The sequence below is a fragment of the Ruegeria sp. AN6 genome (assembly GCF_056540425.1).
Genome location: NZ_JBQFWR010000005.1, coordinates 150,310 through 175,589 on the forward strand (window position 1 = coordinate 150,310; position 25,280 = coordinate 175,589).

Genomic DNA, 25,280 nt, shown 5'->3' on the forward strand with positions numbered 1-25,280 from the left:
TAACCTGATACAGGGCATGACACAGGTCATGGCTCCAACAGGTTGCGACAATGAAATACACCCGTTCAGACTTTCCCGATGGCTTTCTATTTGGGGCGAATGCCCCTGCTGAAATGGTCACAGGGTTGGATATGTACCGCATGTCGATCCGTTGGATTGATATCCTGCCAGATGGTCGCACACCTGATACTGATGCGTTGGATCGGTGCGAACAGCGGATCGATCAAATTCTGTCTCTGAACCTCCGGCCATGTGTGGTGCTAGATCATTCAGAGTTACCCCCAGCACTGGAAGACATTGGCGGCTGGTGCAATCGAGAAATAGCCGCATATTTCTCGGATTTTGCTGAAACAATCGTGGCGCGGATGGGCGATCGCCTATTCAAGGTCTCAACATCGTGCCTGAGGACAAAAAACCAAGACAGCCCACGCATCGAAGCGCGCAGTCTGCACCATCAACTTCTTGCTCAAGGCGCTGCTCGTCAAGAAATGCGCAGCTATGGTTTGACCAACCTAGGCGCAGAGCTTGAACCAGTCTTGCTCGATTCAATTCTGAACGCGAAGTACCCCGAGGTGCTGCTGGACCGAGTGGAGAACTACCTTCCCGACAACTGGTCAGATGATTTCGCAACCATCGCAGAACCGATTGACTGGCTCAGCGTGACAGTAAGTCAGGACGTCGATGTTGACACCGTGCTGAACATAATTCCTGAACACAAAAAGCCATTGCCGGTTTTTATCAATGTGGCTTCGAATGATGCTTCAGACCTGACCTATGGATTGGATGCGATACACATCGCTCTGAAACAGGGCAGCTTGATTCAAGGGGCTTTCTTTGAATGCGAGAGTAGCAGCACAGCCGATGCGCTTCAGCTACTCCTGAATGTTGGCAGCCAGCCTGCGCCATGGGTTCGCCCCAAAGGAGGGCTGCACGCGCATTGGAACCTTGTTGCCGATATCGGTGGCACCAATACAAGACTTGGCGTCGTGACTGAGGGGGAACTGACTGATCTTCGCAAGCACCCCACCGGGACCGTCAGCGATCTGCAGGAGGCGCTTCATGAATTATGTGACGAAGTTGGCACCCAGCCGCGCGCGGTTGTCGCCGCAGGTGCAGGACCCGTTAAGAATGGCACAATTCGTCTGACCAACGCCAATCTCGATCTCTCTGAGGGCGCTCTGGCCAAAGCCACAGGCGCGCACCACACCTATGTCATAAACGATTTCACAGCAGCCGCTTGGTCAGTTGCCGAAATTACCCAGAATGATGTCGAAGTTCTGCAGGGTGAGGCGTCACCGCCTCTAGGGACGCGCTTGGTCGTCGGGCCGGGGACAGGATTGGGCGTAGGCGCCCTGCTCTACTCCGAGGGTCATTTTCACACTTTGTCTGGCGAGGGGGGGCATATGGGTCTATCGCCGCGCCATCTGGATGAGGTCGAGGTTTTTAACGCCGCACGTCAGATCGTACCAGAGTGTTTCTTCAGTGATACGCTGGCCATCGAAGCCGAGATGTTTCTAAGCGGCACCGGGCTGCCGGTGCTTTATCAGGCGATTGGGATGACTGAGGGTCAGCTCAATGTCACCATGCGTTCGGCAAAAGACATTCTTCAGGATGCGCAAGATGGCTCTGATGCCTGCGCGGTAAAAGCCGCTCGTATGTTTACTGAACATCTAGGTGCACTTATGGGAGACCTTGCCGTCGCCCTGACGCCTACAGGTGGGGTGTTTCTAGTTGGAGGGGTGGCTGAAAAGAACCGTTGGTTGTTCGGTCAGGATTTTCTACGTGCATTTAACGCTGGCGGACGTTTCGATGATTTGCGTAAAGCGATGAACTTGTATGTTTCGGAACAGGATGAATTTGGCATTGTTGGCGCTAACAATTTCTGTAAGAATGCGCTCGCACGTTAAACTAACCACGCCTTTTCTGAACAACGAAGGACTGCAGGATGATCCTGTGCTGCGGAGAAGCTCTGATCGACATGATCGCAGAACCAACGGTTTCGGGTGCAAAGGGTTTTGTTCCTCACTCAGGCGGAGCCATCTTCAATACCGCGGTCGCGTTGGGGCGCTTGGGTGTCTCGACGGGTCTATTGACAGGTCTGTCAACGGATATGTTCGGGGAACAACTAATAGCCGCCCTACAAATCAGCCACGTCACAACTACACATGCTGTTCGCTCGGATCGTCCAACGACGCTGGCTTTTGTGCAGTTGAAAGACGGGCATGCCACCTACAGTTTTGTTGATGAGAATTCTGCCGGGCGAATGCTGAGGCCAGAAGATATGCCTGATAAACTACCGGGCGTCTCGGCATTGTATTTTGGCGGGATCAGTCTGGCCTGCGAACCCTGCGCCGATGCCTACGCTGCCTTGCTTGAACGCCATGGCGCAGAGCGTGCGGTAATGCTGGACCCGAACATTCGCCCGGGATTCATTAAGGATCAGACCCGATACCGGACCCGGCTGAACCACATGATAGCCAAGACTGACATAATTAAGGTATCAGACGAGGATCTTGATTGGATTATCCCCGGCCCCGAAAGCCATGCCGAGAAAGTCCCACTGCTGCTTCAGGCCGGTCCTGCTGTTGTGATCGTGACCAAAGGGGGCGACGGTGCATCCGGCTATCTCGCGGATGGAACTGAGGTCTCGGTGCCAGTTCAGAAGGTTAAAGTCGTCGATACCGTCGGTGCCGGAGATACGTTCAATGCGGGCGTGCTGGCCGCACTAAATCACGCGTCTCAATTAGATAAGCCATCCCTGCGCGCCTTGCCGTCAAAAAGTTTGCGCGAAGCGCTGGAGTTTGGGGCAAAAGTTGCCGCGGTGACCGTATCGCGCGCCGGGGCAAACCCACCCTGGGCGCAGGACCTCTAATTTTGGACAGACGCCGGAAGTGATGAAAAACATCTTGAGGTCACCCTTCAGCGAATATTATGCCCCTTCAAACGCAGTGAATTTGGCAGTTTGACTGCAACACGGTCAGGTCTTGCCCAAGCAGATAGCTATCTGCGGATCAACTTAGTTCCTCTACAAATATCTTGTCGCAAGATTTGAGCTATACGAAATGAGACAGATTGTGCCCGCAGGCACGCTGGCGACGCTGAGAACCTGATCAGCCGAAGCGACAGAGCACCAACATGATCCAGCCAAGTATGATTGGTGCGGCCTCACCCGTTAACCAATTGGTCAAGACTCTCTTCAGCCTTGAGATCAGACCATCCAGAAACCGTGCATCGGCGTCCGCCAATATCCCGACACCGATATCGCAATACGCCATGAAGTGCTTGCCACATTTTACTCCCCTGAGAGCGCGCAGCTAGATCCTCACGCTATCTAACATCGGACTTTCTTTGGATATGGAAACAAAGAAGTGCTTTGCTGCCAACCAACACGAGGCAAGAGACTAGCTTCAAATAAAGAGCTGCCCCCAATATTATTCGGAGGCAGCTTAGTTGTTAATTCAGCAAAAAGCTGACTTCGGTGATGAAGGTCAGCTCCGGCCTTTCCACGGAACCAGCCAGTTTTCAGCCTTGCGCATCAGGATATCGATGCCATAGCCGATGATGCCGATCAGCACGATGCCCATGATGACAATATCCGTCAGCTGGAATTTCGAGGCCGCGATGATCATCATACCAGCCCCTTTCTGTGCCGCGACAAGTTCGGCCGCCACAACAGTACCCCAGCATACACCCATGGCGACACGTGCGCCGGTGAAAATCTCGGGCAACGAGTTGGGCACAATCACGTGGCGCATGATCTGCCACTTCGACGCCCCCAGCGAGTACGCCGCGTGGATTTTTGAGATGTTCACACCAGACACACCTGCACGTGCAGCAATAGTCATGATCCAAAGCGCCGCTAGGAACAGCAGGACGATCTTGCCGGTCTCCCAGATGCCAAACCAGATGATGACCAACGGGATCAGCGCCAATGGCGGAACCGGACGCATGAACTCTACGATTGGGTCAAACCAGCCCCGGAACCAGCCAGACAATCCCATGGCGTATCCGAGCGGAATGCCGATGAGCGCTCCGGCGACAAAGCCCGCGATAACCCGCAACAACGACCAACCAAGATGCTGCCAAAGCGAGAAGTTCTGATAGCCTTCGCTGGCGATCTCGAAGAAGCGCGCGACAACAGTTTCGGGTGCCGGCAACCAGATCGGGTTCATCTGCATACCCTGCGCCGGAGTGAAGCTGATCGCGCCTTTTCCGGTTAGTGATACTGTGCCATCGCCCACGCTAACAGAACCATCCTCACCAATCGCCGTGCCATTGATGGCGATGATCTTCGCGCCATCTTTGCGCTTCACCTCATCATTTTTGTCGAACAAGATGGTCGAGGAACGACCGCTGGGCGCGACAAAGGCGACATCCTTGGCAAAGCCATCACCAGGCCCAACTTCAAAGCTCTCCGCCTCCTCTCCAAAAGGGGGAACCTTTACATAGATCGTGGCATCATCTGTGTTGCCGTTTGCGTCTTCGACTGTGTACGTAAACTGCAAATCCCCGACAAAGGGGCCAGGGACATGGATGGGCAGCAGTTTTGAACCGGTAAACGCGGCCCAAATCACAAAGATCACAAGGATCGAGATAATCGACGCTGCCCGGTCTGCGCGTACAGCACTTTCATCGCCAAACGTCACAGTTTTGAGGCTCGTAAAGTCCTGACGGCTTTGCAAACCCCTGCGCAGCAGATGCACGATCAGAAATGCGCCGCCGAACAGGCCGATATAAAAAAGAAGTACCATCATGATGCTTGCTCCGTCCGGCCCATGATTTCCTCTTCCATTTCCCAAATCATCGAAAGGATTTCGTCGCGCGTTTCCGCAAAGCCCTCGGACTTTTTCACGTCACGAAGATCAGCGTTCACACCTCGTTCGGCAAATGGTAGATTATATTCCTTGTGAATTCGTCCAGGGCGCGGGGCCATAACGATCAGCCGCTCACCCAACAACAGGGCTTCTTCCACCGAGTGGGTGATCAGAATGATTGTCTTACCAGTTTCTTTCCATAGCTTCAGAACCAGGCCCTGCATTTTTTCACGTGTCAACGCGTCCAAAGCACCAAGCGGTTCATCCATCAGGATCACATCGGGCTCGTTTGCCAGGCATCGCGCCAGTGCGACACGCTGCTGCATACCCCCAGACAATTCGTAAACAGCCTTTTCTTTGAAATCCTGTAGGCCCACGACCTCAAGCAAATGATCCGATATCTTGTCTCGTTCCGCTTTTGGCATGCCCTTCATACGTGGACCGAAATCCACATTCTCGCGCACGTTCATCCACTCGAATAGGGCGCCTTTTTGAAAAACCATTCCGCGTTCCGCATCCGGACCTTTGACCAAATGCCCATTCAGCTCAATGCGCCCTGAGGTCGGCGCAAGAAAGCCCGCAACAATGTTCAGCAAAGTTGTCTTGCCGCATCCTGATGGGCCAAGAACCGAGACCAGTTCACCTTCTTTCAGACTAAGCGATACGTCCTGGAGCGCCTGCACTGAAGTACCGTTAGGCAAGTCAAAACGCATGGACAGGTCTACGATGTCCAATTCAGGCATTCTGTTTCCTTCCTGCTGTTGCATCTGGGGACCGGCCCGCAACCGGACCAGTCCCCAGCGATCTGCATTATTTTAGTTGTCGAATGTTCGTCCCGATCTCAGTTTGAGGCTGAGCTCAGCGGATCTGCATTCACAGCACCTTCATAGGAATCCAGCGCGGAATCGATGCTACCCGCTGATACAAAGACGTTTGCGACGCCCTTCATAAAGTCTTGAGCACCACCACCTAGCCATTTGTCCGACAATTGCTCTTCGGCTGTCGGGAAACTGAATGTAGCGATCGTTGCTGCAGCATCGCTTGGATCCATACCTGCATCCTTGGCGATGACTGCCAACATATCATCCTTGTTGTCCCCAGCGGCCCATTGCGCATTGGCGTCTGCGGTCACTTTGAGAAACTTCGAGAGCAGTTCCGGTTCTTCTTCGATGAAGGAAGACGGAGCACTGGTCACATCGAAAACAAGAATGCCAAGCTCTTCCTTCTCAGCACCAGTCAGCAAGATATTGCCGTGCTCGGTCATGCGCCGCAGCGCACCACCCCAGCCGCATACCATGTCCAGGTTGCCTTGCGCAAAGGCGGCTGCCCCATCGGCAGGAGCCATATCGACTATTTCCAGCGAGCTTAGATCGACGCCAAAATGGTCCATCTGTGACAAGAAGCCATAATGCGCGGCGGTCCCAATCGGAACGCCAACCTTCTTGCCATTCAGCTCACCTGCATTTGTCTTGTCGATTTCAAGCGCTTCAGCGACGACACAATTGTCATTGTCCGAATAGCTTACCGCGACATCCACGGCCTGCAGATCCTGACCGGCAGACGTGGCTACGACAAAAGGCGGTACACCCTGGCTGACCGCGATCTGAACGTCGCCTGAAGCCATGGCGGCAGACATTGCAGTGCCCGTGTCGAAGGACACCCAATTGATCTTGACCCCCATCTCGTCTTCATAGGTCCCGTTTGCTTTCGCATACTGGAACGGCATCGGCCATTCCAAAAAGTACGCAACCGTTATTTCATCAAGCGCTGCGGCTTGTGAGGCGGTTACAGCGGCAATCCCGGCATAGGCCGTTGTAAGCAGATATTTTTTGATCATTTCGATTATTTTCTCCCTGCTGGTTCCGTCAGTTCGACCATTTCCGATGGTCGACTACGGATCAGTAAGAGAAACCATAGTCGGTAAGGCTCAATTTCGTAAATCAAAAAACATGTTGCGAAAAAACCGTAACTTTGTTTCGCTTTTGATAAATAGTTCTTTGGAAGGGCCTGCAGTGACCAAAAAATCACTTAGCCTCAGATGGCTTGAAATCTTTCAACTGGTCTCGAAATTGGGGTCGATCCAAAAGGTGTCTGTTGAAACCGGTTTGTCAATCAGCACGGTTTCAAATCATCTGCGCAGCCTTGAACGGGCTCTGGACGTGGAACTGGTGGATCACAGCCGCCGACCGATGGGATTAACGCCTGCTGGCACAGTGTTCTCCCGACATGTCCACGAAGGCCTGATGGCTCTGAAACGTGGAGAGGCTGAGCTGCGCTCGGGCAGTTGGCAGCATGCAACTGATTTGCGTTTGGGTTTGATAGATGATTTCGACAGCCGTGTTGCGCCCGATTTGTTTACTCTTCTTTCGGCTCGGCTGCCGCGATGCAGCTTTCGCCACTTTACGCGCCAAAGCCACGAGATCATCGACAAGCTTCAATCGCAGGGTTTGGATGCTGGTGTCGCAACTCGACCTTCCTACCATGTCGAGGGGCTGAAAGAGTTTCCCCTACTTCGTGATCCCTTCATCGTAATAATTCCACCCACCTTTGACGGTCCGGTTGAAGACCTTGCAAACCCGGATAGTACTCTGCCGTTTCTGCGATACTCGCGGGATCTCGCCATCGGCAAGCTTATTGAGATGCAGCTTACGCGCAGCAAGATAATTTTACCCAACCGCTTCGAACTTGAGTGCAATCAATCCATTATCGGGTTGGTCGCAGGAGGCAGTGGTTGGACCATCACAACCGCCGCCAGCTACTATCGTGCGCGTCGCTTCCACAAAAACACGCGGGCGATGCCTTTTCCCGGCAAAAGTTTTGCCCGCACCGTGTCGTTATTTACAACGGATGTATATCCGTCATCGACGACCCGGTTGATCCACAACGTATTGCAAAAGCTGATCCGTCAACACGTCACCGAACCTATGATATCGCGGTTCCAGTGGTTGGAAGATGATTTCCGAACAATCCCCACTCCGGCCGAATTGTAAACGCCTCGTCATACGAGCTTAGCCGACGGATGTTTCAGCACGGCAGACGTTGCAGCCGTCATGTACCCGCTAGGTTTCAGCCTCTTGCTCACGGGGGGGCAATTCTTCGATCAACCTTGTCTCAAGCAACTGACCGCTGGAGTAGAGGATCGGCGTCGAAATAGCGGCGATATGACTATTGAATTCACGAAGCGCCCGTAGGGTCTCGAGATGCACATCGCTGGTTTCGAAGCTTTCTGCCATGCCATTTTGCAAACGGCGGAAATGACGTTTTCTGCTGTCACGTTCGGCACGCTTGATCTCAGTCTTTTCCAAGTTCAGAAGCCGTGCACTTTCCAGATCTTCCGAAATTATGACGTTTGTCGCCAGTTTCAGATTGGCCAGTATTTTCTCGTGCATCTGTTGCACTTCCGACCATCCCTCTGGCGAAAACTGCTTCCCTGTTTCCCGCAATTCACCGGCCAGCACCGTCAGGCGTTTTGCGACAACGTCGCCTGCTGTTTCCAACCGGACTGCATATTCCAGCATATCGCGGGCTGCATCAGAGTTTTTCGAATCCATCTTGTCCGCAGGCAATGCTGCGACAAATGCCCGGATATCTGTCAAGCATTGGTTAACATCCTGATCTATAGCCTGAATTGCCTTGATCTGCTCGGGTTCACCAGATCGGTAGAGCCCCAGCAAGGGGCTGAACATCAACTGCACAAGATCAGCCATTCGAACCAGCTCGCGTTTGAGGGCCGAGATCGCCAGGGTTGGAGACCCCGCCACTTGTGGATCAAGGGCGCTTGCGGGCCGAGCGAGCGGGTTGGCTTCTACGACTGGTATTTCATCCGGTAGCAGCCGCATGAACGGAGCCTGCAACATTCCGCAGAAGGGTAAAGACAAGATCAGGAGCGAAGCATTGAACGCCAAATGCGCATTGACCAGCATCTGTCCCTGATAGTCGCTGCTGATCATCCCAGCGCGCAAAGCCAAGTTCGCGGCAAACAGGCATAGCACGGCCCAGACCCCGCGAAGCGCAAGATTTGCGTAAGGAATGCGCCGGGCACGTATATCCATCCCACGCGTCAACCATACTGGTATGAGCGCGCTGCCCAAATTTGCGCCTAGCACCAAAGACAATCCAGCAGAGAACGGCAATGCACCTATCTGGACCAGCGTTACGCACATCAAAATGGCTGCAACTGAACTGTGCATGACAAAGGCCAGCGCACCACCGACAATGAATGCAGTCACATAATCGCGCACGAGATAGTCAGCAATCGCAGGTAAGAACGCGCTGTCCCGGATCGGGTCCATTGCTTCACGCAAAAACCGCAGAGAAATCAAAATAAAGGCGACACCCATCAGAATTCGACCGATCTGACGTGGCCGCTTTCGTTCGGTTTTGACAAATAACCAACCACCGATGGCCAATAGTAGCGGTACGAGCCAGTCAAGACGGAATGACAGTATCTGAATCACAAGGGCGGAACCAAGGTCACCCCCCAAAACAATTGCCAGACCCGCCGGAAAAGCCAGATATCCGCCCGCCGCGAACCCTGAGGCCAGCAGCGCCACAGCAGCCGAGCTCTGTAGAACAACTGCCAAAAGCATCCCCGTCAGGCTGGAACCCATCATGCTGTTGTTTCGTGTCAGCACACGCTGGAAAGAGGCGCCGTAACTCCGCTCGATCCCTGTTCGGACCATTCGAACCGCAAACAGCAAGAGCATTGTGGCTCCGGCCAGTTGAGTAAGAAATACTAGTATTGCCATGCGGTGCGGTCTTTCTGCTGCATCGGCCTGTTTAACGTCCAAATTCTATGAAATTCAAGCACAAACGAGGCAAACAATGGTGGCGATACGACATCTAGCGTCTGGCGTCGAAGTACAAATGTATTTGGCAGGGCAGACCAATTGCAAGTCGCATTGCAGATTTTCAAATCAGCGTTTGGTATTAGAGAAACGGGTGCCGGATTTTGATAAATTGATATCAATGTTCGCATGAGCCGCTTAATTATTTGCAGGTATGCCTGTATCCATAGGATTTAGAATGCCGCGCCAATCTGCCCCCAAAGATCTTAGTCTCAAATGGTTGGAACTGTTTCAGATTTGCGCTCAAAAAGGATCGCTGCAAGCAGCGGCGAAAGAAACAGGTCTTACTGTCAGCACAGTGTCGCACCATCTGCGTAGTCTCGAAGACCATCTGGGGGTTGAACTGTTCAATCACTCGCGCAGACCAATGGTTCTGACCCCAAAAGGAAAGGCTTTTCTACGAAACATTGACGATGCATTACAGTTGATCCGGATAGCAAAGGCTGAGGCGTCGGCAGGAAGCGTATCCGAAGCCAGCCATCTTCGATTGGGGACCATCGAAGATTTTGACAGCGACATTATACCGGAACTGGCCGTTTACCTGTCATCGAGCATGCCTGCCTGCAATTTCATGTATCACACAGATTCCAGCCATTCGATTATCGAGATGTTGCGAGATCGACAGTTGGACCTGGGAATATCCACCACACCCAGTGAAAGGTTACGTGATCTGCAAGATCGTCCGCTTCTAAGTGATCCATTTGTCATCATATTGCCCAGGGCCAACGAGGCGCCTTTGAGCGATATTGTCAAAGGCCGCACTAAACTTCCGTTCCTGAGGTTTTCCAGCAACCTTTACATCGCGCGTCAGATAGAAGCTCAACTACGGCGGATAGGGATATCAGCCTCTCACAGATTTGAATGCAGCAATAACCAGACGCTGATGTCGATGGTGTCAGCCGGTGCTGGTTGGACCATTACAACCCCACTGCTGTATTCGCGGGCGAAACGGTTTCAAGCCGACCTGCGTATGCACCCGTTTCCAGGTAAAAGCTTTGCGCGCACTCTGGCGCTGGTCACGACGCCAGATTGCTCCAGATCCGTTGTAGAATTGGTGGAGGATAAAACACGATCACTGATCAGCAACCGTATCATCGCCCCGCTGTGCGCGGAGATCCCTTGGCTGGCAGACAGTTTCAAATTGATTGAATAAAACCGACCTTAGCTCTTTAGAGATATTAGTTTGTTCCCGGATATGCCCATCCTGATCGACGGATAGGCAAGCGGTGAGAATGGCCTGCAAATCTCTTACGCCCCTGGGTGCTCGCATTCGGGCCTATAATGCTCCGCTCTCTGCCCATGCCTTGGATCGCCCCGGTCTGCGAGCGGACGAAAGAGGTTATCTCGCTCCTTGGCGGAGGAAATGCGCTTCGTGCCCTGCACCATATCGTTAGTGAAAAAGCCCATGTGATCCTCGGGGTGCATGAGGTTGAGCGATTCAACATAATGCTGGTCACTTATGTTGATCACATGCAGTTTATTGCGATATTTTGCTTTTTTATTTCCGATTTTGTGATCAAAAAGGTCGCAGCGCTTGTGATCCACACCGCAGATCGCGCTAATCCCAAAAAAAACGAGCCGGAGGTTGATGCCATGAAATCGCGTACCAAGGTTGTTGTCATTGGCGGCGGTATCGCTGGGTGTTCGACACTGTATCATCTGACCCAAGAGGGTTGGACTGACGTAGTACTGGTAGAACGCAACGAACTAACCAGCGGCACAACCTGGCATTCGGCTGCGCAGGTGACCAATTTTGGCATGAATCAGACTATGGTTGGACTGAAAACGCACTCGATCAATCTGTACGGGGAATTGGCCGAGGATCCAGACTACCCGATCAACTACCATCATGGCGACGGCGGTATCAGGCTAGCCAACACGCCGGAGCAGATGCAGGGGTATCGCCACTTTGCTTCGATGGCGCGCGGAATGGATGTGCATTTTGAGGTCATAGATGCAGAGGAGTGCGCCCGCCGCCACCCGCTGATCTCGACTGATAACCTATTGGGTGGGCTGTGGGATCCGCTTGATGGCGACATCGATCCGGCACAGCTGTGCCAAGCTCTGGCTCGCCGCGCGCGCAAAGCCGGGGCCGAGGTTTATCGCAACACTCCGGTCACCGGGCTGACGCAGCACAAGGACGATACGTGGACGGTTCACACCGAGCACGGCGATATTGATTGCGATATAGTGGTTAACGCTTGCGGCTATCGGGTCAACGAAGTGGGCGCGATGATGGGTGTACACCACCCCGTTGCTTCGATGGAGCATCAGTATTTACTGACCGAAGAGATCGCGGCAATCCGCGACGCAGGTCATCGCATGCCCCTGCTCCGCTGTCCGATCAGTGACTATTATTGCCGTCAGGAAAAGAACGGTTTGCTGGTCGGCTTCTATGAGCAGGATTGCAAAACCTGGGGCATGGATGGGATTGATCCGAATTTTGTCAACGCGTTGTGCCCTGACGATTTGGACCGCCTGACGGATGTCCTGGAAGGTGCGTTTGCCCGGATGCCCGCACTGATGGAGGTCGGCATCCACACCGTGGTGAATGGTCCGATCACCTACACGATTGATGGTGCGCCATTGGTCGGGCCAATCCCCGGCAAGCGCAACGCTTTCTGTATCATTGGCCTGCGCGCAGGTCTGGGCGAAGGGGGTGGCCATGGCTGGCTGCTGGCCCAACAGATCGTTCATGGCGAGGCCTGTTATGACACGTGGTGCCTTGATCCGCGCCGGTTTACTGGCCACTCCAATGTGGAGCTGACTGCGCTGAAGGCCATCGAAGATTATCAGAATGAATTCCGCTTTCATTTCCCGCGCGAACACCGACCTGCCGGTCGCCCGGCCAAAACCACACCGCTGACCCCGATCCTGGCCGCAGAAGGGGCCGAATTTACAGTGGTCAACGGCTGGGAGCGGGTCGACTACATCAAGCCTGCGCCTGACTTTCACCCAACGCTGAGTTTCAGTTTTGATGAAACATTTGACGTCGTCGCGGCGGAAATCAGAAACCTTCAGGAAAATGTCGGGCTGGCCGAAGTTAACGGCTTCAACCGGCTGGAAATCACCGGAACCGACCGGCATGAGTTTCTGGATCGGATGATGTGCGGCGCGGTGACGAACCGCGAAGGGCGGGTCGGCCTTGGCTATCTGCTGAACCACCACGGGACGGTCAAAGCCGAGGCCACAATCACCAACTTGCCCGCCAGCGATCGCGGCCCGGCGCGGGTCTGGTACGGGTCCGCCGGCGCCAGCGAGTACCATGATATGGATTGGTTGCAGGCGCATCTGCATGATGGCGAGGATGTGCAAATTCGCTCGCTCACCAATGATCAGACCATACTGGTGCTGGCCGGTCCCAAATCGCGCGACGTGCTGTCCGATTGTGCACGAGGAGATTGGTCACGAGAAGCCTTCCCCTGGCTGTCTGTTCGCGAGTGCTTTGTCGGGTTCGCGCCAGCAACTGTGTTGAATATCAGCTTCTCAGGGGAATTGGCCTACGAGATACATGTCCCGAACGCCTCGCTGTATGCGGCCTATCTGGCGCTCAGAAAAGCAGGTGAGACACATGGCATGAAACTCTTTGGTGCTCGCGCCGTCGAGTCCATGCGGATGGAGAAAGGGTTCTTGCACTGGAAAGCTGATCTGCTGACAGAATTTGATCCGTTCGAGACGGGTTTGGATCGGTTCGTGAAATTGACCAAAGGCGATTTCATTGGCCGAAACGCGTTACAGAAACGCCTTGAGAACGGTCCGCAAAAGAAACTGGTAAGCCTGAAAATCGAAACAATCATCGCACCTGCACATGGTGGCGCTTCGCTGATGTTGGATGGCGTGGTTGTTGGTACCATCACGTCAGGTGACTGGGGCCACCGAACAGGGTTAAACCTTGCTTACGGCTTTTTGAATCCAGAATTTTCCGAACCCGGCAGCCGAATGCAGCTTGACCTGTGTGGAGAAATGATCAGCGCCGAGGTGATTGCACCTTCCCCTTATGACCCAGACCTCTCACGCGTGCGTAGCTGATCCGGAAGCTACCCGCCGTTCCGATAGGCAGTCGGTGTCTGCCCGAATTGAGCCCGGAACGCACGCGTCATGGCACTGGGGTTTTCATACCCGCAGCGGCTGGCGATTTCGGCCACGGATTGTTGGGTCTCGACCGCAAGTTTGCGCGCCAGATTCAGACGCAAGCGACGATAGAGCGCCTGCGGTGTAACACCCAGTTCGGCCAAAACACGGATTTCGATCTTCTTTTGAGAACACCCGAGTTGGCGGGCGATATCCTTTATCAATACCGGCGCATCCAATGTGCCTTGCATGACGCCCAGCACCCTATTCACAAGCCTGTCTTCGGATTTCATCTGTGGCGAAGCAGCGCTTGGTTCACCGCGGTTCATTAGAAGATGCGCGACCTCCATCGACAGCAATGGTCCATGGTCCGCAAGGATCAGCGCCGTGGCCAGATCATAAGCCGCCATAGCGCCGGAACAGGTGATCCGGTTGCGGTCGATCACAAAGCGCTCTTGCAGGGCATCAACGTCTGGAAATGCCTCTTCGAACCGCGATAATTCATCCCAGTGAATGGTTGCGCGATACCCGTTCAACAGACCTGCATCTGCAAGCAACCAACTTCCGGTATCCAGGCCAGCCAGCCGAGAATGTCGACTTGACGCACGGCGCAAAGCGCGCAACGTTTTTGAAACGGAATGCTCCAGATATCCATATGACGGCATGACGATCAGAGCATCGCCCACTGCAGCCCCGATGGCACCGTGAGGTGCCACCTGCAACCCACTGGAACTTTCCACAGGTGCACCGTCAGGCGAATAGAATTGCCAGGCATAGAGATTCTGCCCCGCCAAAGTGTTCGCGGCGCGCAGCGGCTCAACCATGTTGGCAAGGCACAGGTTCGAGAAACCATCGAACAGCAAAAAGTTGTAGGTCTGAGTCAATTTTTTCTAACTCTGCATGATAAACTACGATTAGTGCATGTCATAGGCCCAGACAATGCCGTTTCATTCCCAATCAGGCATCAGGGGAACCGCGTTATGCAATTTGGCTTATCCGAAGAACAGGACATGATCGTCTCGACCGTGCGCAGTTTTGTCGAGAATGAGATCTATCCGCATGAGGCCGAGGTCGAACGGACCGGCCAAGTCCCGCCCGAATTGGGCGAACAGATCAAGCAGAAGTGCATCGATCTGGGATTTTATGCCTGCAACTTCCCTGAAGAAGTGGGCGGTGCAGGTCTGTCGCATCTCGACTTCACTCTGGTTGAGCGCGAACTGGGTCGCGGGTCCATGGCATTGACCCATTTCTTTGGTCGCCCGCAGAACATTCTTATGGCGTGCAATGACGAGCAGCGTGAACGCTATCTGTTGCCCGCTGTACGTGGTGAAAAAATGGACGCGCTGGCGATGACCGAACCCGATGCGGGTTCGGATGTCCGAGGTATGAAATGCCAGGCGGTTCGCGATGGCGGCGACTGGGTCGTAAACGGTTCGAAACACTTCATATCAGGCGCAGAACACGCTGATTTCTTCATCGTGTTCATCGCAACAGGTGTGGATGAAACCCCGAAAGGTCCAAAAAAGCGTATCACCACATTCCTTGTGGATCGGGGTACGCCGGGTTTTGAGGTGCGCGAGGGGTACAATTCGGTGAGCCACAAGGGCTACAAGAATTATATCCTTTACTTCGACAATTGCCGCCTGCCAGACGCACAGGTTTTAGGTGAGGTTGATGGCGGTTTCGCCGTGATGAACGAATGGCTTTACGCGACGCGCTTGACGGTTGCTGCCTTTTCGGTCGGACGGGCGCGGCGCTGTTTTGATTACGCACTGAATTACGCCGCTGAACGCAAGCAGTTTGGCCAACCAATCGGCAAGTTTCAGGGTGTTAGCTTCCAGATCGCCGATATGATCACCGAGATCGACGCCGCCGATTGGCTGACACTCTCGGCCGCATGGCGACTGGATCAGGACTTGCCCTCAAACCGCGAGATTGCGTCGGCCAAAGTCTACGCCTCGGAGATGCTGGCGCGGGTGACGGATACCACGCTACAGATCTATGGCGGGATGGGGCTGATGGACGATTTCCCGATCGAGCGGTTCTGGAGGGATGCGCGGGTCGAACGAATCTGGGACGGCACGAGCGAAATTCAACGCCACATCATCAGCCGTGATCTGCTACGGCCTCTGGGTGCCTGAGGCGTAGATGAGCAAGGATATCTCTCGCCTTCTGCGCCCGAAATCCATAGCGGTCATCGGAGGTGGTGCGTGGTGCCAGCAGGTTATCCAGCAATCCCAACTCATGGGGTATGCTGGGGACATCTGGCCCATCCACCCCAAGGCGGCTGAACTCGCGGAGCACAAAGCCTACGCGCGGCTTGAGGACCTGCCCTCCGCCCCGGATGCCGCCTTTGTGGGCATCAATCGACACGCCACGATTGAGGCGGTACAGATTTTGTCCGAAATGGGCAGCGGTGGTGCAGTTTGCTTTGCATCCGGATTCTCGGAAGCTGTGGCCGAGGATGATACGGGTGGAGACTTGCAATCAGAGTTGATCAAAGTGGCTGGTTCCATGCCCATTCTGGGGCCAAACTGTTATGGCTTTATCAACGCGTTGGACGGGGCGCTGTTATGGCCTGACCAACATGGAGCAGTTCCCGTTGAGCGCGGCGTCGCCATTCTGACCCAAAGCTCAAACATCTCGATCAACCTGACCATGCAGCGCCGTGCCTTGCCCATTGCCTATATGGTGACCTGTGGAAACATGGCACAAACCAGCCAGGCAGAGATCGCCGCAGCGCTGATCGATGACCCGCGGGTCACTGCAGTAGGTCTGCATATCGAAGGCTTCAAGGATGTCCGCGAATGGGAAGCCCTTGCCGCCAAGGCTTTTGAGAAAAGCGTTCCCCTGATCGCGCTGAAGGTTGGTGCGTCTGAACAGGCGCAGGCAGCGACTGTGTCACATACCGCTTCACTGGCAGGCAGCGACGCGGGCGCGCAGGCTTTGCTGAACCGGTTGGGCATCCCACGACTAAAGTCTCTCCCAGAGTTTTTAGAAACGCTGAAATTGCTGCACTGCTACGGACCGTTAACAGGAGCCAACATTGCATCGATCAGCTGTTCCGGAGGCGAGGCAAGCCTGATCGCGGATATGGCAGTTGGCACAGGCCTCAGCTTTCCCAAACTGAGCGAAGATAAAGAAACCCGATTGCGCGATGCGCTTGGTCCGATGGTCGCGCTGAACAATCCGCTCGACTATCACACCTATGTCTGGCGCGACGAAGCAGCAATGGCGAGCGCCTGGGCCGGGATGACCGGGGACGATATCGATCTGACCATCTCGATCGTCGACTATCCAACCACCGACTTGACGGATTGGGCTTGTGCAACGAACGCGGCACTCAAGGTGCGGGAAGAAACCGGCGCACGATTTGCTGTGGCGGCGACCTTGCCCGAGCTGCTGCCAGAGGATGTCGCGCAAACCTTGATGGCGGGTGAAGTGGTTCCGTTCATGGGCTTAAGTGAAACTCTCGCTGCTACTCGGGCCGCGGGTCAGATCAGTGCGCCTTCGCACGAACCAATCTGCTTGCCAGGCGACCTGGAAGCCAAACGAACTTTGACCGAAGCGGACGCCAAGCAGGCACTTACAGGACATGGCCTGCGTGTGCCCCAGAACCGTTCGGTTCGGAGCGCAGAAGAAGCCCAATGCGCGACACACGAGATGAGCGCGCCTTTCGCCGTCAAGGGCGTTGGACTTGCCCATAAGTCCGAACACGCCGCCGTGAGACTGGGAGTCCAGGCCTCTGACGTGCCGAAAGTTGCCGCAGAAATCGGAACCGACGAGATCCTGATCGAAGAGATGATCTCGGGAACCGTGGCCGAACTGCTGGTCGGCGTCGTGCGCGACCCCGCCCATGGGTTTGTTCTGACCCTCGGCGCGGGTGGTGTCCTGACCGAGATCTTGCGTGATACCGCTTCGCTGCTGATACCGACGACGCCCGATGATATTCGTGGCGCGCTCGACGCGCTAAAGATCGCCCCGCTTCTGGCCGGCTATCGCGGCCAACCAGCGGCTGATATGGATGAGATCATTGCCGCTGTTCTGGCCGTTCAGAACTATGTCGTGCACAATGCCGATACGCTCGGCGAGGTCGAAATCAACCCGCTTCTTTGCACGCCGACCCGCGCGGTTGCAGTGGATGCCCTAATCAGAAAGGCCTGAGATATGGACCCGATCAAGACCCGCCGCGAGGGCGCAATCCTTGAGGTTACTCTGGACCGCCCTAAGGCCAACGCCATCGATCTGGCCACCAGCCGCGTCATGGGGCAGGTCTTTGCTGAGTTTCGCGATGACCCCGATTTGCGCGTCGCCATTCTGACTGGTGCAGGCGAAAAGTTTTTTTGCCCCGGCTGGGACCTGAAAGCCGCCGCCGACGGCGACGCGGTGGATGGGGATTATGGTGTGGGTGGTTTCGGGGGGCTTCAGGAACTGCGCGACCTCAACAAGCCAGTCATCGCCGCCGTCAATGGAATTGCATGCGGGGGTGGGTTGGAACTTGCGATTTCAGCTGACATGATTCTGGCCGCAGAACACGCTACCTTTGCCTTGCCTGAAATCAGGTCTGGCACCGTCGCGGATGCCGCCAGCGTCAAACTGCCTAAACGCATCCCCTATCACGTCGCAATGGAATTGCTTCTGACAGGTCGCTGGTTCGATGCCGAAGAAGCCCACCGCTGGGGATTGGTCAATGAGATTTTGCCTTCCGATCAGCTCATGGATCGCGCTTGGGAGCTTGCACGCCTGCTCGCCTCAGGTCCACCACTTGTCTATGCAGCGATCAAAGAAGTTGTGCGCGAAGCCGAAGACAGCAAGTTTCAGGATGCGATTAACCGCATCACCAAACGGCAGTTGCGTACGGTAGATGTACTTTACTCCAGTGAAGATCAGCTTGAAGGCGCAAGGGCCTTCGCTGAGAAGCGCGACCCGGTCTGGAAAGGGAAATAACAAACCCATTCGTTTTCTAACTACGTAAATGAATCTGGGAAGAACAGCCCTTGATCACACAGGTCGAGCTAGTTCATCAAAGTCAGCTCAATTTTTGAGTAGATCATACTTTACACGCCTGAAAATCAGGTCACAAATTGCTTTATGCATATATTTGGGATCAACGTGACCTGATGCAGGACAAAAAATCTGAGACTGAACTAGAGATCGGTCGCACTCTGCAAAGACTGCGGCAAGAGCGAAACCTGACCGTCACAGAACTGGCAACTCAGGCAAATCTGTCGACGGCGATGATCAGCAGAATCGAGAACGGCCACGTTTCGCCTTCTCTTGGCACATTGCAGGCTTTGGCCGATGCCTTGTCGGTATCTCTGATGGCGTTGTTCAGCCATTCCGAGCATACGGCAGACGTTCATCATGTTCCCGCAGGCACAGGGTTGCCGTCGCGGCGGATTACGCATGACCACGCACATGACTACCTGACACTGGGTAAGCACAGCGGGCCGGGCGGGTCCTTTCAATCCGCACGCATCCGTATTTCTAAGCAAGACCAAAACACCATGCCCAAATACCAACACGAGGGACATGTATTCATATACATGATCAATGGGCGTGCCCGGTATATTTGCGGTGCCGAAGAATTTCTTATGGCAACAGGTGACACGCTTAGCTTTGACGCCAAACTACCACACGGAGTACACGAAATCCTATCGGACGAGATAGAGTTCATTACCGTTTCAACCCGGCCACAGTAATGACCATCTGCTGGCGTCACCGTGCCTGAACCCTTGCCTAAGTGACCCCGGAGTGAAAAGACCTAGAGAATGAAAATTACCTTTCGACAGGTCGATGCATTTCGATCCGTGGTATCGACCGGATCTGTAACAGAAGCCGCGACAATGCTGGGCATTTCGCAACCTGCGGTTAGTCGGCTAATCGCAGATCTTGAGGCTGAAGTCGGATTTGCTCTGTTTCAACGCTCAGGAAGGGTTCTGATTCCTACAGACGAAGCGCGGCTGCTTGTACAGGAAGTGCGCCAAGCCGTCAGCGGTATGGAACATATCAAGCAGGCGGCAACAGCGATCGGCAGTTTTGGACACGCGCGGCTAAGCCTGGTGACCACCCCAGCCTTCGCAACGCAACTGGCCCCTGATCTGATCAGCTTATTCGCATTGGCCTGCCCCGAGGCTATGGCGCGGTTGGAATTTGAGGCCAATGACGACTCAGTGGAATGGCTGGTATCGCAGAGTTTTGATTTTGGGATTACGTCCAGCGTCCCGTCTAACCCATCTTTTAACAGCCTGATGCTATCGGATGACGATGTATACTGCGTCTTGCCCAAGGGCCACCGGCTGGAAGACAAATCCGTCATTCACGCACGAGATTTGGCGGATGAGAGTTTTATATCCTACATGGGTTCATCTCGCTTCCGGTTCGAGGTTGACCGCTTTTTCGATGCCAAATCGATTTCGCGTAGCCTAAAATATGAAACTCGAACTACGGATGGCGTCTGTCGTCTTGTCGCGCGAGGGCTTGGAGTGTCGATTGTTGGAATGTCCAAAGGCCTTTCCGAAACCGTTCCAGGATGCGCTGTACTGCCGTTTGCTGCACCGCTAAATTTTCAAACAGTGCTTTTCTGGTCCAACAACAGACCACTATCCGCTGTTGCAAATATCTTTCTCGAAATAGCGAAGGACACGCTTAGCTCCGATTGAGCGCATCCCGAAAGCTTTGTCGCGCCTTTGCGCTGTGAATATAGTCATAGTCACGTGGATAGGATTTGCCCGGCTGAATCTCCATCGAAACAAACTGAGGGCCCGGCGTATTCAGAATATATGGTAACGCGTCTGCAAACAGTTTCAGCTCGCGAAAACCCTGTGACCCGGCATATCCGGCTGAACGCGCAAACCCAACGAAATCTACCCGATCAGCGCCGGGCAGCGGATGCGCGCCATTCACCTCATAAACCCGGTTGGCCGCCACGAAGTGATACAAATTTGTTACGCCTGAGTTTGCTATCGTGACCAGAGAACCCAGATTCATCAACAGGCTGCCATCCCCATCCAAAACAATCACGCGCCTGTCTGGATTGGCCAACGCCAAACCTAAACCGTGTGAACTGGCCTGACCCATTGCTCCGACCGCTACATAGTTCAGGTCACGAGGATTGAGTTGCAGCCAATCAAAGCAGCTTTGATATACGGCCACAACGATATCCCGTTCATTCACATGGGGTATCAACGCAGCAAGCCCATCATCACGGTCAATGATCATGTTGCCTCCGGGCTCCGTCCAATCAGGAATACATGAGGGCACGACGCGTTGTATGCCGCATCGACGGCTTGCGGAATATGATCAATATCTTCAGGCTCTTCGATCAGCGAGTGAGAAATTTCCATCGCATCCAGCACCGGTTGGATAATCCGCACCCCGTATGAAGCTGATTGGTCGGGTTGCACATCGGGCTCTTTTCCCTGCAATCCGACCATCATGACGATGGGCAACTCATAGTCCATGCCAATTGCCCGAATGGCGTTCAGAGAATCCATCAACCCGGTTTGCTGCATCATCAATAACGCCCGAGTGCCGTTGTATGACATCGCCCCACAGATGCTAACACCCTCATCTTCTTTACAGATGCGGGTCAGGCGAAAATCGGGATCTTTTGAAATCGGCCAAAGTAAGCCGTCACTTGTGACGATATCCGGCAAGGCAACAATTTCCCGAATATCCGATTGCTTTATGCAGGCGATGATGCCAGCACCCGACGGAAAGGCAATATCCCGAGCACTTGCGGCAGGTTGAAGTGATCCACCCATTAGCCCGCCCCATTCAAAAATTCAGCTATACCATCTCGCACAGCTTGCAGTTCATGGGACCGCCCAATGGTTATGCGAATATAATCCTTGTAGGCAGCCGAGGCCAAACGCCGTACTGCAATACCATTCTGGCGCAAGAAGAGGTCGACCCCTTCGGCAGATTTCACCGGATCTGGAAAATGGACCAAAAGAAAATTGGTCTGACTTGGGACTATCGTCAAACCCAGCGATTGCATTTCCGACGAAAGCCACTTGCGCCCACGCTGATTGGCATCAAACACAAAGCGTGTGTGCGCCCGATCTTCAAGCGCTGCAATCGCTGCAACCGCCGAAGGTGAAGCAACGGGAAAGGTCAAGGCAATACGCCGAATACTATCCAGGATATCCGGAGGGCCAAACACCCATCCTACCCGCGCTCCGGCCAAGCCGTAGATCTTAGAAAATGTCCGGCACATAACAACGTTGCTGGCCTCTTCCACCAGCTTGTGCGCTGGTTCATAGTCTTCGGCGTCGACATATTCTTCGTATGCCGCATCAATCACCAGCAACACGTCCTTGGGCAACGCAGCGTGTAGCCGCCTCACCTCAGATCCGTTCAAATAGGTTCCAGCGGGGTTTTCCGGGTTCGCAAGATATACAATCCGCGTTCGATTGGTCACGGCATCAATCATTCGATCAACCGAGGGCTTGAAGCCGTCATCAGCGACTGAAATTACATCGGCATCATTTGCGTAAACGTAGTTTGGAACTTTTAGATATCCGTTTGCGCTTCGGATCAGCTCGGTGCCCGGCCCCAAATAGGCTCTGGCCAATCGGGCCAGCAAATCATCCGAACCTTGTCCCGTTGTTATCCAAGATTCGTCCAGATCGAAATGCCGCGCGATAGCGGGCGCAAGAACACGATCAGGGTTCTCTAGGTAGCGCTCAATATCGCTCATGGCAGCGCGCGCCGCCGCACGCGCATTGGGACTGGGTCCAAAAACACTTTCGTTGGAATTCAACAGCACGGTCGCAGGTTGCCCGGCTTCTATCGGCGCACCCACCATATGTGGCTTGATGTTTTCGATTCCAGATTTTGCCAGAACTATGGTCATATTGCTTCCTCGAAACGGATCAATCACGCTGCTCAACTAATATATCACACATATTTATTCAGATGCCAATTCACTTGCAAAAATATTATGGTATATGGGGGAGCATATTGAACAAAGGACCTGCCATGGCAGAGGCGAAACAAACGCAACCCAGCAGAGTGCATGCAACCATCAATCTGGATTCTCCGGGCAAACAGACCGGGGATTTAATGCTGAAGTGGTCAGACAACACCGTGCCACTGGGATATCACCCCATTGCGATCGCCAGTCTTCGCGGATCTGACGGCCCGACGGTTCTGCTGCTAGGTGGAACTCATGGTGATGAATTCGAAGGCCCCGCTGCAATATTGCGGCTAGCCGAGCGGCTGGACCCCTCACAGATTGCCGGGCAGATCATCACGATACCAGCCCTGAACGCTCCGGCAGTCGCCAGCTCCTCACGCGTATCTCCGCTGGACGGACAAAACCTGAACCGCGCCTTTCCGGGTGATCCTGATGGCGGGCCGACAGCAATGTTAGCACATTATGTGGAAACCGTGCTGCTGCCACGTGTTGATGCAGTGATTGATCTGCATTCCGGCGGCAAGGCTTCGGTCTTTGCACCCTGCGCACTGGCGTCGCGCTGTGCTGACCCCAAGCTGACCAAAGCGAACCTTGATCTGGCCAGCACGTTCGGATTGCCGCTGATCTGGGTATTGGGCGCACATAATGACAATCGTTCAGTCAACGCAGCAGCAGAGCGCGCGGGTGTTCCTATGATCGCAACCGAGCTAGGCGGTGGAGGCAATATCACACCCGAAATTGTAGATGCCGCAGAAACAGGTTTGATGCGCTGCCTAACCGAACTCGGGCTTCTAGACGGCAGCTCTGGAATTGGAACGCCGCCGCGGCAGGTTGAGATCGCCTCCCCGCATGACTCACTCTATGCCCCCGAAAATGGCTTATTCGACCGATATGTCTGTGCTGGGCAAGAGGTTCAGGCGTGTGATTTGGCGGGGCATCTGCGTTTTCCCGATAATCCTGGCCGTCCCGCTCTGAAACTAAATTTTCCCAACAGCGGATTTGTGCTCGCGCATGGCAATCGCGGGATGGTGTGCCGGGGCGACCTGCTGGCGCTGGTAGCTCAGAACGCATCGAAAGCAGACTGAATGCGATCCTACACTCCATTCATTTCAGGCAAGTTCATAGATTGGCAAGGGGACACCATACCCAGTATCAACCCTGCAACCGGACAGGTCTGGAGCCATATCGCCAGGTGCGACACATCCGAGGCAGATGTAGCGATACGAGATGCCGACCTTGCATTCCGCACAGGCCCATGGGCTCAGTTAGATGCATCAGGGCGCGCCGACATGCTTGATGCTATGGCTGATGTGCTTGAGGAGCGTTGGGAAGGACTTGTTGACCCGGAGATTCTGGATAATGGCAAGCGCATTACCGAGGTACGTGGTCAATTTTCTGGATTACATACCTGGTATCGTCATTTTGCTGCCGAAGCGCGCAAACTAGCCCCTGTTCTACAGAGTAATTCCACGCCTGGGGTCACCAGCGAAGGACACTGGTCACCCTACGGTGTGGTAGTCGCAATTACACCTTGGAACTCGCCCCTGATGATCCTGGCATGGAAGCTGGCCCCGGCTCTGGCCGCGGGAAACACGGTTGTGGTTAAACCGTCGGAAATGGCGTCAGCCTCAACCCTGGAATTCGCCCGACTTGTTTGCGAGGCGGGTCTTCCACCGGGTGTGTTGAACGTGGTGACGGGATGGGGCCACGAAGTTGGTGAGGCACTTGTTCGGCATCCGTTGACACGCAAAGTAAGTTTCACCGGCTCAGATATCGGTGGCCGCAAGGTCGCTCAGGCTGCCGCGGGTCAAGTCGTGCCCACAACGCTCGAACTGGGCGGCAAGTCGCCTCAGGTTGTGTTCGCCGATTGTGATCTGGATTCGGCGATCAACGGGGTGATGTCAGGCATTTTCCTGTCAAATGGCCAGACTTGTGTCGCAGGTTCTAGGCTAATTGTCGAAGCCCGGATCAAAGACGCAATGATCTCGCGACTGCTGGAACGATCCCGTTCACTGATACCTGGCGACCCATTTGACCCGAACACTCAGATTGCACCGCTCGCCAATGAGCCGCATCTGAGAAAGGTTACTGCGATGATCGAACAAGCAAAGGCAGACGGCGCCATTTGCCTGCTGGACGGCACCCAAACAGTGAAAGGGATTGGCGGCTACTATGTCGGGCCAACGATCTTTGATCAGGTCTCTCCGGACATGCAGATCTGGCGAGAAGAGGTTTTCGGCCCTGTGCTTTCAATCACCACCTTTGAATCCGAGGACGAAGCCATCGCGCTCGCTAATGACAGCGACTATGGACTGTCCGCCGGGGTTTGGACCACAGATGCAGCGAAAGCCGTCCGAGTTGCCGAAGCGATATGTGCGGGCACCGTTTACATCAACCACTACCGCAGCGTTGATCCAGGTAGCCCGATCGGTGGCGTCAAACTGTCGGGATATGGGCGGGAACTGGGACCGGGCGCAATCACCGATTTCCTGCAGGTCAAGTCAATCTGGACCGGAACAACACCTGTATCCAACCCGTTCCTTTAATTGTGTTGGCCGAAATAATGGCAGGACGCATAACTGCAAAGAAATAACTAATTGACATATGGATGGCACTATCAATAAA

Annotated in this window: 21 protein-coding genes; 12 read left to right on the forward strand and 9 right to left on the reverse strand. The window is 54.3% G+C overall.

Features of this window, described 5'->3' with window-relative positions; translation table 11 throughout:
* The first annotated feature begins 50 nt into the window (after nucleotides 1-50).
* A complete protein-coding gene (locus tag ACR0MQ_RS10565) occupies nucleotides 51-1,907 on the forward strand; it encodes a family 1 glycosylhydrolase (RefSeq protein ID WP_480607977.1) in 1,857 nt (618 codons plus the stop codon).
* A 38-nt stretch (nucleotides 1,908-1,945) separates the two neighbouring features.
* Nucleotides 1,946-2,872 (forward strand): carbohydrate kinase family protein, encoded by a 927-nt coding sequence (locus ACR0MQ_RS10570; RefSeq protein WP_480607981.1) that lies wholly within the window; start codon nucleotides 1,946-1,948, stop codon nucleotides 2,870-2,872.
* Between the two features lie 238 nt (nucleotides 2,873-3,110).
* Here ACR0MQ_RS10570 and ACR0MQ_RS10575 read toward each other — a convergent pair whose 3' ends face one another.
* The 4 genes from ACR0MQ_RS10575 to ACR0MQ_RS10590 all read right to left on the reverse strand — a co-directional run bounded on the left by ACR0MQ_RS10575 (nucleotide 3,111) and on the right by ACR0MQ_RS10590 (nucleotide 6,651).
* Nucleotides 3,111-3,275, reverse strand: coding sequence for a hypothetical protein (locus ACR0MQ_RS10575; protein ID WP_480607984.1), 165 nt, complete (start codon nucleotides 3,273-3,275; stop codon nucleotides 3,111-3,113).
* 213 nt (nucleotides 3,276-3,488) lie between these two features.
* Nucleotides 3,489-4,754 (reverse strand): ABC transporter permease, encoded by a 1,266-nt coding sequence (locus ACR0MQ_RS10580; protein ID WP_480607987.1) that lies wholly within the window; start codon nucleotides 4,752-4,754, stop codon nucleotides 3,489-3,491.
* On the reverse strand, nucleotides 4,751-5,557 hold the full coding sequence (locus ACR0MQ_RS10585; RefSeq protein WP_010441534.1) for a taurine ABC transporter ATP-binding protein: 807 nt from the start codon (nucleotides 5,555-5,557) through the stop codon (nucleotides 4,751-4,753). Before ACR0MQ_RS10585 ends, ACR0MQ_RS10580 begins: the two co-directional genes overlap by 4 nt.
* Nucleotides 5,558-5,655: 98 nt before the next feature.
* Nucleotides 5,656-6,651, reverse strand: coding sequence for a taurine ABC transporter substrate-binding protein (locus ACR0MQ_RS10590; RefSeq protein WP_010441535.1), 996 nt, complete (start codon nucleotides 6,649-6,651; stop codon nucleotides 5,656-5,658).
* Nucleotides 6,652-6,826: 175 nt separating this feature from the next.
* Here ACR0MQ_RS10590 and ACR0MQ_RS10595 point away from each other — a divergent pair, with 175 nt between their 5' ends.
* Nucleotides 6,827-7,804, forward strand: coding sequence for a LysR family transcriptional regulator (locus ACR0MQ_RS10595; RefSeq protein WP_480607992.1), 978 nt, complete (start codon nucleotides 6,827-6,829; stop codon nucleotides 7,802-7,804).
* 69 nt (nucleotides 7,805-7,873) lie between these two features.
* On the opposite strand, the gene ACR0MQ_RS10600 is transcribed toward ACR0MQ_RS10595, so the two are convergent.
* On the reverse strand, nucleotides 7,874-9,562 hold the full coding sequence (locus ACR0MQ_RS10600) for a Na/Pi cotransporter family protein (RefSeq protein ID WP_480607996.1): 1,689 nt from the start codon (nucleotides 9,560-9,562) through the stop codon (nucleotides 7,874-7,876).
* A gap of 277 nt (nucleotides 9,563-9,839) precedes the next feature.
* Here ACR0MQ_RS10600 and ACR0MQ_RS10605 point away from each other — a divergent pair, with 277 nt between their 5' ends.
* Together ACR0MQ_RS10605 and ACR0MQ_RS10610 are read left to right on the forward strand one after the other, a co-directional pair.
* Nucleotides 9,840-10,814, forward strand: coding sequence for a LysR family transcriptional regulator (locus tag ACR0MQ_RS10605; RefSeq protein ID WP_480608000.1), 975 nt, complete (start codon nucleotides 9,840-9,842; stop codon nucleotides 10,812-10,814).
* 440 nt (nucleotides 10,815-11,254) lie between these two features.
* Complete coding sequence (locus tag ACR0MQ_RS10610) at nucleotides 11,255-13,690, forward strand: GcvT family protein (protein WP_480608150.1); 2,436 nt, start codon at nucleotides 11,255-11,257, stop codon at nucleotides 13,688-13,690.
* 8 nt (nucleotides 13,691-13,698) lie between these two features.
* Here ACR0MQ_RS10610 and ACR0MQ_RS10615 read toward each other — a convergent pair whose 3' ends face one another.
* Entirely contained in the window at nucleotides 13,699-14,616 is a 918-nt protein-coding gene (locus ACR0MQ_RS10615) for a GlxA family transcriptional regulator (protein WP_480608002.1), read from the reverse strand.
* Between the two features lie 96 nt (nucleotides 14,617-14,712).
* Here ACR0MQ_RS10615 and ACR0MQ_RS10620 point away from each other — a divergent pair, with 96 nt between their 5' ends.
* From ACR0MQ_RS10620 to ACR0MQ_RS10640, 5 genes are all read left to right on the forward strand, one after another.
* On the forward strand, nucleotides 14,713-15,873 hold the full coding sequence (locus ACR0MQ_RS10620; RefSeq protein WP_170544060.1) for an acyl-CoA dehydrogenase family protein: 1,161 nt from the start codon (nucleotides 14,713-14,715) through the stop codon (nucleotides 15,871-15,873).
* A gap of 7 nt (nucleotides 15,874-15,880) precedes the next feature.
* Entirely contained in the window at nucleotides 15,881-17,896 is a 2,016-nt protein-coding gene (locus tag ACR0MQ_RS10625; RefSeq protein WP_480608005.1) for an acetate--CoA ligase family protein, read from the forward strand.
* 3 nt (nucleotides 17,897-17,899) lie between these two features.
* On the forward strand, nucleotides 17,900-18,679 hold the full coding sequence (locus ACR0MQ_RS10630; protein ID WP_480608008.1) for a carnitinyl-CoA dehydratase: 780 nt from the start codon (nucleotides 17,900-17,902) through the stop codon (nucleotides 18,677-18,679).
* A gap of 173 nt (nucleotides 18,680-18,852) precedes the next feature.
* Entirely contained in the window at nucleotides 18,853-19,434 is a 582-nt protein-coding gene (locus ACR0MQ_RS10635) for an XRE family transcriptional regulator (protein WP_170774351.1), read from the forward strand.
* Nucleotides 19,435-19,503: 69 nt separating this feature from the next.
* Entirely contained in the window at nucleotides 19,504-20,394 is an 891-nt protein-coding gene (locus tag ACR0MQ_RS10640) for a LysR substrate-binding domain-containing protein (RefSeq protein WP_170774352.1), read from the forward strand.
* On the opposite strand, the gene ACR0MQ_RS10645 is transcribed toward ACR0MQ_RS10640, so the two are convergent.
* Genes ACR0MQ_RS10645 through ACR0MQ_RS10655 form a run of 3 tightly spaced genes read right to left on the reverse strand, consistent with a single transcriptional unit; the run spans nucleotide 20,381 to nucleotide 22,592 of the window.
* A complete protein-coding gene (locus ACR0MQ_RS10645) occupies nucleotides 20,381-20,953 on the reverse strand; it encodes a thiamine pyrophosphate-dependent enzyme (RefSeq protein ID WP_480608011.1) in 573 nt (190 codons plus the stop codon). The genes ACR0MQ_RS10640 and ACR0MQ_RS10645 overlap by 14 nt on opposite strands.
* Nucleotides 20,950-21,498, reverse strand: coding sequence for a decarboxylase (locus ACR0MQ_RS10650; protein WP_170774354.1), 549 nt, complete (start codon nucleotides 21,496-21,498; stop codon nucleotides 20,950-20,952). The genes ACR0MQ_RS10645 and ACR0MQ_RS10650 overlap by 4 nt, the downstream gene beginning before the upstream one ends.
* Nucleotides 21,498-22,592 (reverse strand): aminotransferase class I/II-fold pyridoxal phosphate-dependent enzyme, encoded by a 1,095-nt coding sequence (locus ACR0MQ_RS10655; protein ID WP_170774355.1) that lies wholly within the window; start codon nucleotides 22,590-22,592, stop codon nucleotides 21,498-21,500. The genes ACR0MQ_RS10650 and ACR0MQ_RS10655 overlap by 1 nt, the downstream gene beginning before the upstream one ends.
* A gap of 125 nt (nucleotides 22,593-22,717) precedes the next feature.
* Here ACR0MQ_RS10655 and ACR0MQ_RS10660 point away from each other — a divergent pair, with 125 nt between their 5' ends.
* Nucleotides 22,718-23,740, forward strand: coding sequence for a succinylglutamate desuccinylase/aspartoacylase family protein (locus tag ACR0MQ_RS10660; RefSeq protein ID WP_480608014.1), 1,023 nt, complete (start codon nucleotides 22,718-22,720; stop codon nucleotides 23,738-23,740).
* A complete protein-coding gene (locus ACR0MQ_RS10665) occupies nucleotides 23,741-25,201 on the forward strand; it encodes an aldehyde dehydrogenase (RefSeq protein ID WP_480608017.1) in 1,461 nt (486 codons plus the stop codon).
* Nucleotides 25,202-25,280: the final 79 nt, after the last annotated feature.